Here is a 17,437-nt window from a genome sequence, read left to right on the forward strand (position 1 = left end):
GGTTGCCTTTTTTGTTTACGAAGGGAAAGTCTTTTGTTCGACCTTTGCGATGGCTTCGAGCACCAAGTCACAGGCGTAGTCGTTCGATAGTAGTATGGCTTCAGCCACGTCGGCGGACGTTTCCGCCAAACAACGTGTCTGACTGCCTTTGTTGCGAAAGAATGCGATGGAAGAGTTTTCCATCGCACACGCAATCGAGTCTATGTGATGAGGCAACTGAAGTTCCAGGCGCTTAAGCAACCGGTTGCTGTGATTCTGATAGCGGTCGATCGACTCTCTGAGGAACGTAAACTTTTTTATAGACATTTAGAATCTATAATCTCCGGATTGAATTTTTTGATACAAATTATTGTTAATCTGAGTATAGGCTTTTTCGCCTGGCAGCAAAGCCCATAACTTATCGGTGACTTTCTCTGGGTTAAATGCTTCGTCTTTCAGGGTGTGTTTTTGATACTTGAAGGTGCCAGTGGTTTGCAGTTGCTGCTGTTCGCGCACAAACACGGGAATCGCGTAACTGGGTAATTCACTCTGGAGGTGACTGAGAATTTTGTTTGGATCGAAATTAACGGACGCCTTCGGTGTAATGGCGACCATGCCTGCCCGGCCGTTGGTGTCTTGAATTTCAACGCCATAACAGACACTTTCTGCCACATCGCCATGTTCACTGACGATGTGCTCTACTTCGGTGGTCGAGACATTTTCACCTTTCCAGCGGAAGGTGTCGCCAACCCGGTCAACAAACTGGGCATGGCGGAAACCCATGTTTCTCATCAGGTCGCCGGTATTAAAGTAGCGATCTCCTTTTTTAAACGCATTTTCAATGATGCAGGCTTTGCTTTTTTCTGGGTCGTTATAGCCATCGAATGGGGCTTTAGGGCAGATTTCTCCGATGAGAAGGCCAATTTCACCTTTGTTCACGGCTTGTAAATACCCTTGCTCATCACGAATGGGCTGATCGGCTTCCTTATCATATTTCACAATGGCGTAAGGCATTGGGGAAAAGCCGACGGTGCAATCAAAATTGAATATGTTGGAAAATCCGACGTTACCTTCACTGGAGGCATAAAGCTCGTGGACTCCTGTGATGCCATAACGTTGCTTGAACCCCTTCCAGATGCCAGGACGGAGACCATTCCCGATCATTTTAGTGACATTGTGTTGTTTGTCTTGGGGAGACTCAGGCAAATTGATTAAATAACGGCATAGCTCGCCCACATAGCCAATGCAGGTGGCATCATATTTTCGGCAGTCGTCCCAAAACTGGCTGGCACTGAACTTTCTGCGAATGGCAAAGGCTGAACTTCCGGCGAGCGCAGAGCCCCAAAGTACGACTAAGCCCGTTGCATGATAGAGGGGTAAAGTGGAATAAAGGGTATCTTGCTTACCCAGTCGGGCGACAATGAAACCAAAGGTGCCAAATGCTTTCATCCAGCGGCCGTTTTTGAAGATGGCGGCCTTGGGTAAACCGGTTGTTCCCGATGTGTAGATATAGAACAGCGGGTCGTCACGGCGGACTTTTTTAGACTCATCCGGGTTGTGTCTAGGGCTGTTGCTGGCCTCGGCCAGCAGGTTTCGGTAGCCCTCAACGCTTGGGATGTCTCCTTCTGGTACAACAAAGAAGTGGTCTTGTTCTATGTTAATCTGATCTCGAATGTCATCAATCGACTGATGAAGCTCTGAGCCTACGATCACGCCTTTGGGTTTCACTATGTTGATGCTGTGTGCCAGGACTTTTTGAGTTTGTGCCGTATTGACCATGGCCGCAGCAACCCCGATTTTGGCCAGGGCGGCAACACAAATTAATAGCTCCGCGCGGTTGTCAATCATAACCGCAGCCGTATCACCAATTTGGTAACCTTGACTCAAAAGAAAGTGTGCTACCTGATTTGCCTGCTGATTGAATTCCCGATAAGTCATTGCTCCCTGATCACTTTTTATCGCAATTCCGTCCGGGTTGCGCTTAACTGCACGCTCGATACACCAGGCCAGTCCATGGTTTTTATCTGGATTGGTCTGGTTCGCTAAAACCAGACCTTTGATGACATTATGGAGGTTGGTGACCAGTGAGGGTATTTTAGGCGCAATGTGTTTAAACTGAATGGTGTTGTTCTGAACGTCCGTCATAGCTGTGTTCCGTTGATTAACTTATTGTTTTTATTATCTCTGTTTGATTGATCTTGATGACTAAGAATCCTAGCATAAGATCCCGAAAAAGAGCTGTTTATCCAGGACAACAATAACGCTCTATCTTTATGGTGTAAAGATATTGAAGTCGGCGTTAACTGGGTTTTTCCGGCACTTAATTTTCATTGTGCATAGTTAGGGCATTTGATTCAAACGTGGGTACGGCGAAACCTCTTGACATAATAATGTATATGCATGTTTAATGATTGAACTTGATTTATAAGGAGTGGGTGATGGTTGAGTTGTGCTTGAACCTGGCGTTACGTAAAGCTAATCGGGTTATGAGTCAGGTGTATGACGATTACCTCTCGGTTGTTGGTTTAAAGTGTGGTCAGTTTTCAATCCTGAGGGCCGTGCATTACACCCAACCCACGACCAACAGGGCGTTGCAGGATGTGTTGGTGCTGGATCAAACGACATTAACGCGAAACTTAAAACCCATCATCAGAGATGGCTTGATTACGGTCGGATCTGGCGACGATAAACGGGTAAAAATTCTGTCGTTGTCCAAAGAAGGGGAAGCCTTATATCAGGAGGCCTTGCCACATTGGAAACAGGCGCAAACACGGGTCAAAGAAATATTAGGTGAGAAAATGGTCGGTCAGATGGTTGATCTCACCAACCACATTATTGATATTAAATAGCCTGAACACTCAGGCTTTCTTTGGGTAAGATGCATGTATATGCATCTTTATAAAATTAAAACATGTATATACATTGGTGTTGATATGAAACATACACTGAACGATTCAAGAGTGCGGTACTTTTTTGAAGTAATCACTAGGTATCCAAAGTTAATGGTTTTATTGAGCCTGGCTGCTTTGGGGCTGTCATTAACTCAGTTACCTGCTTTATATAAGGACACCCGATCCGATGCATTTTTGGCAGAAGACAATCCTGCGCTCGTGTATCGAAATAAGGTGAAAGAGCAATTTGGTCTGGCCGACCCGATTGTTGTGGCTGTGATTAATACTCAAAAACACGGTGTGTTTAACCCTCAAACCTTGGCCTTGGTGGAGTCGCTGACGGATGGGATCAGTGCGCTGCCTAATATTGATGCAGATCGGGTGATGAGCCTTTCCACAGAGAATAACATCACAGGCACAGAGGAAGGCATGGCGGTTGAGCCGTTTTTTGATGACTACCCGGACAGTCAGGAAGTCGCGGATCGAATGCGGGCAGCGATCAATGAATTCCCCTTGTATCAAGGCAGTTTGGTTGCTGAAAACGGCAAGGCGACTTTAGTCGTTGCAGAGGTGCTGGATGAACATTTGGTGGAGGAAACCTATCAAAACATCGTAGCAATAGTAAACGCAGCGAACACCTCAAATGGCGAAGTCATCCACGTCGCTGGTGAAGGCGCGATTGCCGGTTTTCTGGGGGCATACATTGATGCGGATGCCAGCCGGTTAAACCCAATGGCAGGGTTGGTGATTACCATCATGATTTGGCTGGCGTTCAGGCGCTTCAGTCCACCTTTGTTTGGTAATGTGATTGTTGCTGCTTCGGTATTGATGACCTTATCTGCGATGGCTTTTAACTCCGTTGCGTTCTTTGTGATTACCAATGCGTTACCGGTGATTTTAATCGGAATATCGGTTGCCGATGCGATCCACATTTACAGCCATTATTTTGAATTGCAGGTGAAGCGGCCTGAGGAGGATCGCCGATTGCTGGTGGTGGATACCATGTTGGAGATTTGGCGTCCGATTACGTTAACGTCTTTAACCACAATGGCGGGCTTCCTGGGGTTGTATTTTGCGGCCTATATGCCGCCGTTTAAGTATTTCGGCCTGTTTACTGCGGTGGGTGTCGGAATTGCATGGCTGTATTCGTTGGTGTTTTTGCCTGCGGCTATTGCCTGGGTAAAGCCGGCGGCCAGTCACCATTTTGTACGACTTCATAACGCAGGAAAAAAAGATGTATTTGCCCGGGCCATGGTGCTGATCGGTCGCATCAGTCTTGCCCGTCCTGCGATAACTGTGGCGATAGGCGTGGTGATCATATTCAGCGGCTTGATTGCGACTACACAATTGAAGGTGAATGAAGATCGTATTAAAACTTTTGATCCGAGCGAACCCATTTATCAGGCGGATCAGGCAATCAATCAATTCTTTGATGGCACCAATAATATCGATGTGGTGATCGAAGCGAAGGAAGTGGAGGGATTATTCAAACCAGAGAGTTTAAAAGCCATTGAGTCTTTTCAGGAATTCGCGCTTACGTTGCCAAACGTGCAGGGCGCTGTGTCTATTGTTGATTATCTGAAGCAGATGAACCGGTCTTTGAATGAGGGCCGGGCCAGCGAGTATCGCTTACCGGAAACCCGGGAACTTGCCGCTCAGTATTTTCTGTTGTATTCGGCGTCCTCTGAGCCCACCGATTTTGAAGAAGAGGTCGATTACGATTATCGCGTCGCCAATGTCCGTTTAACTTTAAATAAAGGCGCTTTTAAAGATACCGAAGGTGTGGTCGAGCGTTTGCAATGGTACATCGATCAGCATCTCTCAAGCGACGAGTTAAAAGCCACCTTAAGCGGGCGGGTCACAGTTAATTATTATTGGATTCGGGATTTAGGTGAGTCGCATTTTGCCGGCCTTGGGATCTCTTTGTTGTTGGTTTGGTTGGTGTCTTCGGCACTATTTCGCTCGGCCACTGCCGGTGTTTATACGCTGATACCTGTTGGCGGTGCCATCTTACTGGTGTACAGCACTATGGTGGCTTGGGACATAAGCCTGGGGGTTGGTACTTCAATGTTTGCGTCGGTGGCCATTGGCCTGGGGGTCGATTTTGCGATCCATACCTTGGATCGTTTAAGAACGTTATACCAAGCTCATAACCAGAATCTGGACGATGCGTTAGTGGCCTTGTATCCGTCCACAGGCCGGGCTTTATTCTTTAATTTCCTGGCGATTGCCTGTGGGTTTGGTGTGTTGATCTCCAGTAAAGTGGTGCCGCTGAATAATTTCGGCAGCATTGTAGTGATCGCGGTTACCACAAGCTTTATTGCCAGCGTTACCTTGCTTCCTGCACTGATTAAAGTCATTCGACCGTCGTTCATTACCGGCAAAACCTCTGCGCGAGAATCGACCGCCAGGGTGGGTGTCACTCGTATGATTACAATGATGACGGTGGCCAGTGGTTTAACCTGTGCTGTGTTGTGGAATCCGGTGGAAGCCAGTGAACAAACAACGGTTTCTGCCTCAATCCTGAATGCAGAGACGATTGTTGACCGGGTTAACGGTGTTGATGAGGGCGAGCATGTCGCCCGTAAGCTGCATATGAAACTGATGGACCGTAAGGGCAAAGTTCGTGAGCGGTATACGGATTCCTTCCGGAAATATTATGGCAACGAGAAGCGTACCATTCTGTTTTATCGCAGCCCAACGAACGTCAAAGGCACCGCCTTTATGACCTTCGATTACCCCGACTCTGAGGTGGATGATGATCAGTGGTTGTATTTGCCAGCGCTTCGAAAAGTACGCCGTATTTCGGCGGCGGATCGTGGTGATTACTTCTTGGGAACGGACTTTACTTATGAGGACATCAAACAGGATGGGAAGCTGGAAAAAGCCGACTATGACTATCGCTACCTGGGTGAGGAGACGGTAAACGGTATTCCAAGTTATCGCATGGAAGGCGTGGCGAAGAACAAAAATATCGCCAAAGAACTGGGCTACAGCAAAACGGAATTCTGGGTGGATGCAGAACAATGGATCATCATTAAAGCCATTTATTGGGATACCAAAGGGCGCTTACTGAAGACCTTAGTCGCCGAAGATATTCGCAAAGTTGATGGCATTCTTACTCGCCATAAGCTGGCAATAGATAACCATAAAACTGGCCATAGAACCGAATTTACGTTCAGTGATGTTGATTATAAAAAGCGGGTGAAAGATGGCTTGTTCAGTCAGCGTGCGATGAAGCGAGGTAAATAAGATGGTTCTTCGTAATCAGGTAAAGAGCCTTTGGATGTTTGGGGCCTTAATGACCGGGGCCATCAATTATGCACATGCGGAATCGCCCTTTTCGGCGATCAGTAGCGAAGGGTTCCGTAATGGAGAATTTACCGCTTTATTCAGTCAAGAGTTGGCTGTGGACACCAAAGGGCATCGTCAAAAAATGGAAACGCTGGTGGAACCTCAATGGCAAGGGGATATTTCAGAGGCTGCTTCTCTCATCGCCATTGGTCGACTGAGATTGGATTGGTTTGATCGCGTTGGGCCTGACGCGCACAAAGCGGATAATTATGGTGATTTATCGGCGCCTCTTTATAACTCGGCTCATGGAGAACTCTCATTACGAGAGTTCTTTCTGGACACGGAATTGTTCGGAGGTTATTTACGGTTGGGTAAGCAGCAGGTGGTTTGGGGGCAGGCGGATGGCTTAAAAGTGTTGGACGTAGTGAATCCTCAGAGTTATCGCGAATTTATTCTGGACGATTTTGATGACTCCCGCATTCCCTTATGGATGGTCAATTATGAAATGGAGGTGGCAGACGAAGCCAGTATTCAACTGCTCTGGATACCGGACTTAACCTTTCATGAGTTAGCAGAAAGAGACAAACTGTTTGCGCTGTCGACGCCTGAAATCATTCCTCAGTCACCGTCCGGTGTGCCAGTGTTTATTGATGACCCGCAAAAACCCAATGATCCGTGGGGGGACAGTGAATTCGGTTTTAAGTATGGCGTTTTCTATCAGGGTTGGGACTTTACGCTGAATTATTTCTATCATTTTCAGGATACGCCGGTGCTGTATCAGACGGTTTCTGAGTCGGGTGTTCGAGTGACGCCGGGTTATGAAAGGAATCACTTAATGGGGGCAACCGCCAGTAATGCTTTTGGGGCGTTTACGTTGCGGGCGGAGGTGGGGTTTAATTCGGACAGCTACCAGTTGTCTGACGATTTATCTGAAAACGGGGTGATCTCCTCTCGGGAGTTGGCTTCTGTTTTTGGGGTGGATTGGCAAGGCATTGAGAATGTGTTTTTAAGCGCTCAATGGCTTCAAAGCCACTTGCTGGACTATGATCAATCCATAGTTCGCAGACAATCAAAGAACACGTTTACTCTGTTGTATCGTCATCATTTTGAAAATGAAACATGGGAGTTGGAAGTGTTGGAACTTCACACTCTTGAGAGAAAAGATGGTGTAGTACAAACCAAATTAAGCCACTTGGTAGAGAGCAATTTAGAAGCTTGGGTTGGGTTGGATGTGTTTTATGGTTCAGAAGAGGGGGTGTTTGGGCAATACGATCAAAATGATCGCTGGACATTCGGTATTGAATGGGGCATTTAATTTGCCGTGATTCGTTGGTGTGCTCGAATGAATCCATACTAAAGCGCTATTTGTTTTACCTTGTTTTTTGAAATAATGGATACAGTTATGAATGATCAAAAACCTGTGGTGGTGATTCGGTATTGCTGCCAATGTCAGTGGTTGCTAAGAGCGGCGTGGATGGCTCAAGAGCTGTTGTCGACTTTCTCGGACGATTTAGCTCAGGTGGCATTAGAGCCCGCCACCGGCGGCGAATATAAAATTCTGATTGATGGTCATTTAATTTGGGACAGAACACAGGACGGTGGTTTCCCAGATGCTAAACTCATTAAGCAAAAGGTGCGGAACTACGCTTGGCCAGATCGGGATTTAGGGCATAACGACAAGCCTTAAAGGCTCTTCTCTTTCTAGTGAAGTTCTGCGGAAGTTGAATTATGTTTTCAAGGAGGAAGGCATGTCTTCCCTGCAGTCTAAAGCAACATTGGTTAAAGAAACGCAGTCGGTACGCATCGGCTCAAGGTATCGGCCTGAGCGCGTTGCAGAGCTGATTAAAGATTCAGATATTGACCATCTGGTGATCGGTTCTGGTGTTGGCGGGTTAATCTGTGCCGCTGCGTTAGCCAAAGTCGGCCGAAAAGTATTAGTGCTTGAACAACACTATACGGCGGGTGGCTTTACCCACAGCTACCTACGAAAGGGCTACGAATGGGACGTCGGGGTTCACTACGTTGGTCAGGTTGGCAATAAAAAGACATTGCCTGGCGCTTTGTTTCATTGGCTGAGTGAAGGTCGGTTAGAGTGGGACAGTTTAGGTGCCTGTTACGATGCCTTTGACATTGCGGGCAAGCGTTATCAGTTGCCGGTGGGGAAAAGCGCATTCAAACGGTATTTGTTGAAGCAGTTTCCGGATGATGCTGGCGCGATCGTAGAATATTGTCAGCTTCTGTTTCATGTTGAACGGTGGCTGCCGTTCTTCTTCTCTTCAAAGATCAGTAGTCTTTCTTGGCTCAATGGTGATTGGTTAAACGCGGGCTGGTTAAACGGTAAGTGGTTTGATTCATCGTTATTCAACAAAATCAGAATCAAATCATCTGCCGATTTGATCAAACGCAATATTCCTCAGGCATTCTATCAAACCACCGCAGAAGTGCTGGACGACTTAACCGATAATAAAACCTTAAAAGCCGTACTGACTGCCCAATGGGGCGATGCCGGCCTGCCGCCGGGGCAGTCTTCTTTCTTTTTGCATTGTTTAATTGCAAATCACTACCTGGCCGGAGCCTGGTACCCCAAAGGCGGGTCATCCCAAATTGCCGAATCTTTATTGCCTACCATTGAAGGCGCCGGAGGTAAGGTTATGACGTACGCCGAAGTTGAAGGCATCGTGCTGGATGACACTGAACAGGCTTCGGTGGCCGGAGTTAAAATGGCCGATGGCCACATCATTAAATGCGACTCTGTGATCAGTGGTTGTGGTTGGTATAACACCCAAAAGCTGTTACCTGAAAATGCATTACCTGCTATTAATAAAGAGGTTGCTCCGCAACAGATCGAACCTTCGGCCTGCCATATTTGTTTGTACGTTGGCTTTGAAGAATCTCCTCAGGCGTTAAAGATTCCAACCAATAACCTGTGGGTTCATCGATCAGAGAATTACGATGCCGATTGCGCACAGTTGACTGAGGGGGCCACTACTGACTTGCCGTTTGTGTACATTTCGAGTTCTGCTGCGCGTGACTCCACCTGGAACCAACGTTACCCGGACAAAGCGGTCATGGAATTGGTTGCGGTGATTCCTTATCGTGAGTTTGAGCCTTGGTCAGGCACCGACTGGGGCAAGCGAGGCGACGACTATGAAGCGAAGAAAGAATACTGGAGTGAAAAGCTACTGCTGACTTTGTATCAGCACTTCCCTCAGCTGAAAGGAAAAGTGACTTATTATGAGTTGTCTACGCCACTTTCTACTGAACACTTCATGAACTACCCGCGTGGTGAAATTTACGGTTTGGCTCATACTCCGAGACGATATCAACAAGAAGGGTTGAAACCGACCACCAATATTCATGGGCTTACTTTGGTCGGACAGGATGCGCTGACATCGGGGGTGGTGGGTGCCGCTATCTCGGGAGCAATTGGTGCCGGTGAAATTCTTGGCGCTGATACCAAACGGACACTGATGCGGCCGGTTAAGTGGCTTACATCCTGGGTCAAAACGGTATGAAGCCAGCTTTTGGTTGTCGATTAGCCGGTTAGGTTTTAGAGTAGGAGGCGACGGAGCACTTTTATACGGAATACTTTTATCTCGGGTTGAGGTTGTAATATGACAATGAAATGGGAGTCCTTGCTTTCCAGAGAGCGTTTGGGGAAATTAGCCATCACTGAGGCTGAACTGGCCCGGTCCCCGTTTCATAAAGACCATGATCGTATTGTGTTTTCGGGGGCGTTTCGCCGCTTGGGTAAAAAAACACAGGTGCACCCTGTGGATGAAAACGATCACGTCCATACTCGGTTAACCCACAGTCTGGAAGTGGGTTGTGTGGGACGCAGCTTAGGGACCCGGGTGGGAGAATATTTAAGTGAAGCTACGCCGGAATGGGTCCAACCGGATGACATCGGGGTGATTGTTCAGGCGGCGTGTCTTGCTCATGACATCGGTAACCCTCCGTTTGGCCACAGTGGTGAAGACGCCATTCGTCACTGGTTTCATGAGGCGGATGAGAAAGGCATGTTGACTGAGCTGTCGGAGGCAGAGAAAAATGATCTGCTGAATTTTGAAGGCAATGCTCAAGGGCTAAGAATTCTGACTCAATTAGAGTATCACCTGTTTGACGGAGGGATGCGGTTAACGTATGCGACGTTGGGGGCTTATTTAAAGTACCCCTGGACGTCGCTTTGTTTAGAGAATAACCCGGCCAATAAGGGAAAATACGGTTGTAATCAGTCTGAACTGGAGATCATGAAAGCGATCGCCGATAAGCTTGGCTTGATTCAACTGAGTGATGACACCTGGTGTCGTCATCCGTTGGTGTATCTCATGGAGGCGGCCGACGATATTTGTTATGCCTTGCTGGATCTGGAAGACGGTTTAGAAATGAACATTCTTCCATATGATGAAATCGAGCAGCTGATGTTTGATCTGTTGCAAGGAGATATTCCGGAAACCTATCGTAAAATTAATGACACAGGCACCGGTCGTCGTAAGTTATCTATGCTTAGGGGAAAAGCCATCGACCATTTGGTGTCGGCAACGGCAAAAACCTTCATTGAGAAGCAAGATGATATTTTGAATGGTCGATTGCAGGGCGACTTGGTGGATCACTTGCCGGAACGAGCAAAAACCTGCGTGTTGGCTGCAAAAAATATGGCCAAAGAACGAATTTTTAACAGTCGAAATAAAACCTTGTTGGAAGTGGGTGCTTATTCTGTGCTGGAGGAGTTGATGTCTGCGTTTTGTGGGGCTGTGCATCAATTTAATCAGGGTCAGGGATTAAGCTATAAAAATAAGAGAATCATTGACTTAATGGAGTATCGCGCTCCTCAGGAAGATTGGAGTTTGTACCAGTGTTACATGCGTGTGATTGATTTCATTGCCGGAATGACCGATCGATATGCAATTACAATGGCACAACAAATTTCAGGTCGACCGTTGGGGTAATTTCAAATACATTGTCGCATCATAAATTGATATGACCATTCAGTCAGGGTGTTGAAAGGAAGCGAAGGAATGCCAAGATCTTTAAAAGTGGCTGTCATTGGGGCAGGTGCGTCCGGAGTAGCGACCGCTTATTATCTTAAACAAGCCGGGTACAGTCGGGTGACCTTGTTTGAGCGGGATGAGCGCATTGGTGGCAAGTGTCTGACCTTTAAAGCAGGCGAACATGAGTTCGATTTAGGCGCAAACTACATCACGCCTTATTACAAAGAAGTGCTTAAAATTGCTGAGCAATTAAGCCTGAAAACTAAGCCTGCTCCTCAACGTAAATCTTTCGACCTTTCGACCGGAAATTACCTGAATACGCTTCGAACAACGCTGATGGGTAAATCCAAAATAGAGTTTGGTTTAGCGTCCGCTAAATATCTTTATCTAATGTTCAAGTATCGAAAAAAAATCGACACCCCCGGATTTGCTGAATTAGAAAAGTGCCCTGAATTGTGCCACCCGTTTGGAAAATGGTTGGACATTAACGGCATGTCCATTTTGCGTCAACTGTTTTTAATTCCGGTGACTATCTTTGGTTACGGCTCGCTGGATGACGTGCCCACGCCTTACGTCATGAAATACATGGATGCCAAGAACTTTATATTACTGGCTAAAGTAGGCGCCGGGTTATCCAAAGAATGGCCAAGGCATTTTGAAGATGGTTATCAGGGCTTTTTGGATGCCATCATTCGGTCCGAACAGCTGGATGTTCGTTTAAACGCTCATATTGTGTCTATTAAACGCACCCCTTCGGTGGTGGTTGGCCTGGCAGACGGCTCTTTGCATGAATTTGACCGGATTGTACTGGCTTGCCCTTTTGAGCAAGTCCTGCCTGTGTTGTCCGATGCCACCAAACACGAACGGGATTTGTTCAGCCGTATTAAGTATCGTGATTATTATGTGACGGCGTGCGATGTCGAGGGCATGTTGGACATTACCACGGATGAACTTCAGTTACCTCCGGCCAAGCCCTTACCTGGCATCGGCCACCCTTGGGGCGTCGTCAAATTCTGGAAAGAGTCGGACATCAACCTGTTTTTTACGGTCGCGGATAAAGATGGCTTAAAAGATGCCTTTAATGCCACCTCCCGTACTAATTCGGTTGAGATATCTCCGAATGTAGTGGAGGCGAATATCCGTGCTGATGTGAAGAAAATGGGAGGAAAGTTTAACGGTGTTGTCCGACAACAACTTTGGACGACTTTTTTCCCCCATGTTGAAGCGGCTGATTTATTGGATGGGTATTATAAAAAGCTGGAAGCTCAACAGGGAACGCTGAATACTTATTATGTGGGTGCACTGGTCGCACTAGAGCTGGTGGAACCCATCTTTAATTACAGTAAATCTCTGGTAAGTACTCACTTTAGTAAAGTAAACGACTGACGGCTCAGGGAAGAAAAATGTCAAAATTAAGAAGAATACTCGTCGTGGGTGCCGGTTCTGCCGGTTTGTCTGCTGCCTGGTATTTGAAGCAAAAAGGCTATCAGTACGTGGATGTGGTTGAAGCGTCTGATCGTGTCGGCGGTAAGTGTAAGTCGGTCAAACACGAGGGATTGCCATACGAGGTGGGCGCTTTTACGGTCACGCCCGGTTACCGAAATGTCAGGAAAATCGCCAGAACGTTCGGCGTTGAGCTGGAAGCGCAACCGCCGCGCCACGCATTCTCTATGCGGCGAAAACAGGTGATGAATATTAAAGATGCAATGTTGAAGGATTTCACCTTCTTCACTTTGTTCGTGTCTGTGGTGCGTTATTATTGGAAGTTGCTTCGTTATCGAAGTGCGCTCACCAAACCGGGGTTGTCTTCTACCGGTTCGAAACAGTCCTATCAGGAATTGAGCCAACCGTTTCAGGCGTGGCTGGTTGAGAACAAAATGTTAGGTTTGCAGGGATTATTCCGGATTACGATTACGGATATGGGTTATGGCCGCTTTTCTGAAATCCCGACGCTGTACGTATTGAAGTATCTGAACTTCTGGAACTTTACTACGCTGTTAATATACGGCAGTGGTTTTGGTAAGAAAATGCCCAAACGTTTTCGTCATGGATTTGAATCTTTGTGGCAGGCGGTGGCTACCTCTCTGAATGTCAGCCTAAAAACGGAAATTACATCCATTCAGCGAGGTGAAAAAATCACCGTTGAAATGTTAAAGAAAGGCGCAAACCCAGCCCATGATAAACTGGAAACCCGGTTGTATGATGCCTTAATTATTGCCTGCCCGCCTGATCGGCTGGCTGACGTGATGGACTTTGATCAGCAAGAAAAAAGCCTGGTGACTCGCTTTAAATACAGCCCGTATGTTGTGAATATCTTTAAAGTTTCGGGTATGCCTAATGAAGTTATTGGTGCCATTAATGAAGAAAAGATCGGTGACCCTAAAGAAATTATGAAACCCTGGGCGCAAGGCGAAGGGGCCGTTGCTTACAGTGTTCAGAAGGGGGATTTGAAAGACGAAGAGATTATTGAGAAGGCTCGTCAATCAATCACTACCTTATATCGCCATTATCCTGTTAAAGTGGGCGAGCATTTTCATACGGAAAAATGGCAATATTTTCCTCACGTTTCATCGCAAGACATAGGCAAAGACGACTTCTACGGAAAGTTTGAAGAAATGCAGGGGCAAAAAGGTACATACTATACTGGCAGTTACTTATCATTTGAAACGGTTGAGTTGGCGGTCAGTTATTCCAAGCAGCTTATTAAACGGTACTTTTGAGTTATGGACTTAACAGAAAGTGCATTAGAACACGAGACAGATTCGGATGAGGCAAGACAAAAAGGGCTAAAATCCCTGAAACGTCATGCCATCACCCGGCTTATTGGCATGTCTTTATGCACAGGGTTGTGCGTTGCGGTTTTGTATCTCCAGATGAACCAGTCTCTCTGGGGGTGGGCCATTTGGGCTTACGCTACTTTTCTTCATACTCCTTTATGGTATTTCGCTTGTCGTCAGAGCAATGACATTCTAAAAGCAGAGCGTTTAATCATGCGTTTTGACTTTTTTATCTTTGGCCATTTCATGGCCATGGCCCACTTTCAACCCTGGATTGTGTTTTCTCTGTTGATGGTGACCACGATTAATTCCCTGGTCGGGGCCGGTCTGAAATTCTATCTTTTGGCATTGCCTTGTCTGGCTTTAGGTGCGGCGGCTACGATCCCGTTCGAAGGCTTTATGTTTGAGCCCGAATCTTCCGTCGCCATTATGTTCATTTGTATGACGGGCGTGACCTTGTATATGGGGTACACCGCGTATGTGGCTGGCCGTTCGTTGCACGATTTAAGACGCAGCCGGCGCCAGATTACTGAACAAGCCACTGCACTTCAGCTTTCGAATGAATGCCTGGAGCAGAGTATTCAGGATTTGAAGCAAACCAGTTTTGCTTTGGCTCAATCAGAACAAGAGCGTATTGCGGCCGAAATTCGCGAAAAAACCAAGGCTGCATTCCTGGCCAATATGAGCCATGAACTCAGAACACCGATGAACGGAGTCATGGGGATGCTCAGTTTATTAAAGGGAACCAAGCTGGACGATGAACAAAATAACTACGTTCGGACAGCAGATAACTCAGCCAATTCATTGTTGTTATTGTTGGACGACATTTTAGATTATTCCAAACTGGAAGCCAGCAATATTGGGCTGGATAATGATCTGTTTGAGATCGAAACTTTGGTGGAAGAAGTGCTTCAGATTTTTGGAGAAGAAGCGTTGGCCAAAGATGTTGATCTTGTTTATTGGCACGATTACGGAATTCATTACGCCTTACGCGGTGACCCTCATCGCCTGAAGCAAGTGTTTACGAATCTACTGGGTAATGCCATTAAATATACGCCGAAAGGGCACATTATTGTTCGTTCCAGAATAGTAGGGGAAGACCCGGAAAGTTACCGCATACGCTTTGAAGTGGAAGACACAGGTATCGGTATTTCCGAGTCCAAGCAAAGCCAGGTATTTGATGCTTTTTATCAGGTGGATCAGTCCGAGTCGAGAAGCTACGGCGGTGCCGGTCTTGGTTTGGCTTTGTGCCGACAGATATTACGCCACATGGACGGCATCATAGGTTTGGAATCCGAGCTGGGTAATGGCAGTACCTTCTGGTTTGAAGTGGCGCTTGAGAAGCACCCTGAGCGGCTGTATTCACTGAAACCGAATTACGATGGTGTCATGCTGGTGGCTGATAGTAATGTTATCAGCCGGGATAACTTAAGGCACCGAGCCAAGGCGCTGGGTTGTGATGTCATTGCTGTATCACAGTGGCAGGAAGCCGAAGCATTATTGGAGCGAGAGCATAATGATGTGATCTTGCTGGTGGATCTTGATATTACCGAGTCCGATGAATTCAGACTTTGGCGCACGGCAGGCGGGCGCAAAGAGCTGAGCTGGGCGCTGATGGGGTGTGCCAGCCGTCGTTATAACTTACCGGATTGGCTGAAAGGCTTATCGCCTCAGTTCATCAGTAAGCCAATACGACAGAATGAACTGGCTCAGTATCTGGTTATGCAAAAACCAATGAAGGTGCAGGTTTCAGGTTTGTCTGCGGGTCAGCTGGACGAACACGTTCATCCGGCTCAAAGTGTGAATCAATTTTTAGCCAGTCACTTATTTAATAGTGGCATTGTTGATAGTTCATTTGGGCAAGGTCAACACATACTGGTGGTGGAAGATAACAAAGTAAATCAACGAGTGGCTGTTGCCAGGCTCCAGAAGATGGGCTTTCTGGTGGACGTTGCCGACCACGGTGAGCAAGCGGTGTCCATGGTGACTTCCTGCTGTTACGATCTTGTGTTTATGGATTGTCAAATGCCGATCATGGACGGCTTTGAAGCCACTCGAGAAATTCGCTCTTTGGAATCGACGGGTCGAATCTCTAATATGCCGATCATTGCAATGACCGCGCATGTTATGACTGAAGATAAAACCAAATGTCTTGAAGCCGGTATGGATGACTTTTTAAGAAAGCCGGTGACCCAAGAGCAATTGGTTAAAACCATGAGAAAGTGGCTCGCGGTTACCGCTCAGGATGGCAGTTTACAAGCCTGAGTTGTTAAACTGGAAGCCTTAACTTCAGCGATTTGAAAGCCTCCTTGGGAGGCTTTTTATTGGCTGGGTGTTTCTGGCTGATGCTGGGATACTCGTTGTTGCCAATGCTCTATCATCGCCTGTTGTGCTTGTAGCAGAGGGTTGTAGTCGGTTTTTTGGATGATATTGTGTTTGTCTTCCAGTTGTTGCAGCCCGTAACAGATGGCCTCCAGTGTGGATAAGTGTTGATCCGACGGTGACTTTCGGTGTGTGTATTGGTTGATGTAACGATCAAGGTGGCACCGGGGTAAGCCGTGCAACATGGGATGCGTGTGGTAAATCTTATTGGCCTTTTTCCAGGTGCCGTCTAAAACAATCAAAGCCGGTTTTTTAGCCTTGCTGCTTGTTTTCTGAGGCACAGGTGTCTTTGGTGAAAGGTTCGAAAGAGGTTGTTGCTCCGCCGGTTCCGGGTACAGTAAAACGGGATCGCATTTCGATAAAATAGTATTCAGGGCCGTTTCAAAGTTTTTGTCGCAAATAAGAGTACTTTCTGCCAGACACAAATGGGCGAGTTGAGCGGTGCCTTTCGGGTGATGGCGTTCTTTGCTGTGCTGAAGAATAAATACATGGAACGGATTATTAATGGGCGTAATCAGGCGGCACAGGCAGCGGGACTGAGGTCGGTGGCAGTGGTTACAATAAGAAGCGTGATTCATGTTTGAAGTGGTTTCGGTTGCGTACGCCGATCGGCAAAAGTTTATTCAATTCTATAAGACTCATCGCGAGAAGATCAAAGTTCATCGTTCGGATTTGTGTTATTTATTGTTGAACGAGAAAGAGGCTGTGGCGGCTGTGAAATTTGTGCGTCTTCAGAACGACCTTTGGTTGTTGAGAAACATGTTGGTCGGAGCGGATCGCAGAAATGGTGGCATTGGGCACCGGTTTTTGACGGAGCTTGAGGTGATTATGTCGGATTTGAAAGAAGGCTCCAGCGGCTTGTATTGTTTTCCCTGGTCGCATTTGACCGATTTTTATTGTGCTCATGGGTTTTCATGTTTTTCCGATGTTGACGGGAATGTGATTGAAAACAGATCTCATCAGCCACTCCATTCTGCCATCACCAGCAGGTATCAAACTTACCTGAAAAGGGGTCTCAAAATATCCCTTTGTCGGAGGGATGCAAAAATCTTAAAGCTTGTTGATGAAACCGTTAATAATTAGGTTGTAGGTTCTAGAAATTAAAATTACTGTTCGATCAATA

13 protein-coding genes are annotated in these 17,437 nt (G+C 46.8%); 10 read left to right on the top strand and 3 right to left on the bottom strand.

The genetic code is table 11. The annotated features are described in order from the left end of the window. Positions 1 to 15 precede the first annotated feature (15 nt). Complete coding sequence (locus tag ABD744_RS12710) at positions 16 to 306, bottom strand: hypothetical protein (RefSeq protein WP_344798878.1); 291 nt, start codon at positions 304 to 306, stop codon at positions 16 to 18. Continuing rightward, positions 307 to 2,124: a long-chain-acyl-CoA synthetase gene (locus ABD744_RS12715; RefSeq protein ID WP_344798879.1), complete on the bottom strand. Its 1,818-nt coding sequence runs from the start codon at positions 2,122 to 2,124 to the stop codon at positions 307 to 309. 293 nt (positions 2,125 to 2,417) lie between these two features. Between ABD744_RS12715 and ABD744_RS12720 the strand changes: the two genes are divergently transcribed. The 9 genes from ABD744_RS12720 to ABD744_RS12760 all read left to right on the top strand — a co-directional run bounded on the left by ABD744_RS12720 (position 2,418) and on the right by ABD744_RS12760 (position 16,197). Beyond that, positions 2,418 to 2,828, top strand: coding sequence for a MarR family winged helix-turn-helix transcriptional regulator (locus ABD744_RS12720; RefSeq protein WP_344798880.1), 411 nt, complete (start codon positions 2,418 to 2,420; stop codon positions 2,826 to 2,828). Between the two features lie 153 nt (positions 2,829 to 2,981). After that, the gene (locus ABD744_RS12725) at positions 2,982 to 6,122 is read left to right on the top strand and encodes an outer membrane lipoprotein-sorting protein (RefSeq protein ID WP_344798881.1); all 3,141 of its coding nucleotides are present in this window, start codon (positions 2,982 to 2,984) and stop codon (positions 6,120 to 6,122) included. Position 6,123: 1 nt separating this feature from the next. After that, the gene (locus ABD744_RS12730; RefSeq protein ID WP_344798882.1) at positions 6,124 to 7,479 is read left to right on the top strand and encodes a DUF1302 family protein; all 1,356 of its coding nucleotides are present in this window, start codon (positions 6,124 to 6,126) and stop codon (positions 7,477 to 7,479) included. Positions 7,480 to 7,566: 87 nt separating this feature from the next. Then, complete coding sequence (locus tag ABD744_RS12735; RefSeq protein ID WP_344798883.1) at positions 7,567 to 7,851, top strand: Rdx family protein; 285 nt, start codon at positions 7,567 to 7,569, stop codon at positions 7,849 to 7,851. A 61-nt stretch (positions 7,852 to 7,912) separates the two neighbouring features. Further along, complete coding sequence (locus ABD744_RS12740) at positions 7,913 to 9,679, top strand: phytoene desaturase family protein (RefSeq protein ID WP_344798884.1); 1,767 nt, start codon at positions 7,913 to 7,915, stop codon at positions 9,677 to 9,679. A gap of 99 nt (positions 9,680 to 9,778) precedes the next feature. After that, positions 9,779 to 11,113 carry a deoxyguanosinetriphosphate triphosphohydrolase gene (locus tag ABD744_RS12745; protein ID WP_344798885.1) on the top strand — a complete coding sequence of 445 codons (1,335 nt, stop codon included), beginning with the start codon at positions 9,779 to 9,781 and terminating at the stop codon, positions 11,111 to 11,113. 69 nt (positions 11,114 to 11,182) lie between these two features. Beyond that, on the top strand, positions 11,183 to 12,541 hold the full coding sequence (locus ABD744_RS12750) for a protoporphyrinogen/coproporphyrinogen oxidase (protein WP_344798886.1): 1,359 nt from the start codon (positions 11,183 to 11,185) through the stop codon (positions 12,539 to 12,541). Positions 12,542 to 12,558: 17 nt separating this feature from the next. Beyond that, entirely contained in the window at positions 12,559 to 13,875 is a 1,317-nt protein-coding gene (locus tag ABD744_RS12755; RefSeq protein ID WP_344798887.1) for a flavin monoamine oxidase family protein, read from the top strand. Positions 13,876 to 13,878: 3 nt separating this feature from the next. Further along, positions 13,879 to 16,197 (top strand): response regulator, encoded by a 2,319-nt coding sequence (locus ABD744_RS12760; RefSeq protein WP_344798888.1) that lies wholly within the window; start codon positions 13,879 to 13,881, stop codon positions 16,195 to 16,197. A gap of 56 nt (positions 16,198 to 16,253) precedes the next feature. On the opposite strand, the gene ABD744_RS12765 is transcribed toward ABD744_RS12760, so the two are convergent. Beyond that, on the bottom strand, positions 16,254 to 16,892 hold the full coding sequence (locus tag ABD744_RS12765; RefSeq protein WP_344798889.1) for a tRNA-uridine aminocarboxypropyltransferase: 639 nt from the start codon (positions 16,890 to 16,892) through the stop codon (positions 16,254 to 16,256). Here ABD744_RS12765 and ABD744_RS12770 point away from each other — a divergent pair. Continuing rightward, on the top strand, positions 16,891 to 17,397 hold the full coding sequence (locus tag ABD744_RS12770; protein WP_344798890.1) for a GNAT family N-acetyltransferase: 507 nt from the start codon (positions 16,891 to 16,893) through the stop codon (positions 17,395 to 17,397). The two genes, ABD744_RS12765 and ABD744_RS12770, sit on opposite strands and share 2 nt — an antisense overlap. The last annotated feature ends 40 nt before the right edge of the window (positions 17,398 to 17,437 follow it).

The sequence above is a fragment of the Litoribacillus peritrichatus genome (assembly GCF_039537985.1).
Lineage (GTDB): Bacteria > Pseudomonadota > Gammaproteobacteria > Pseudomonadales > Litoribrevibacteraceae > Litoribacillus > Litoribacillus peritrichatus.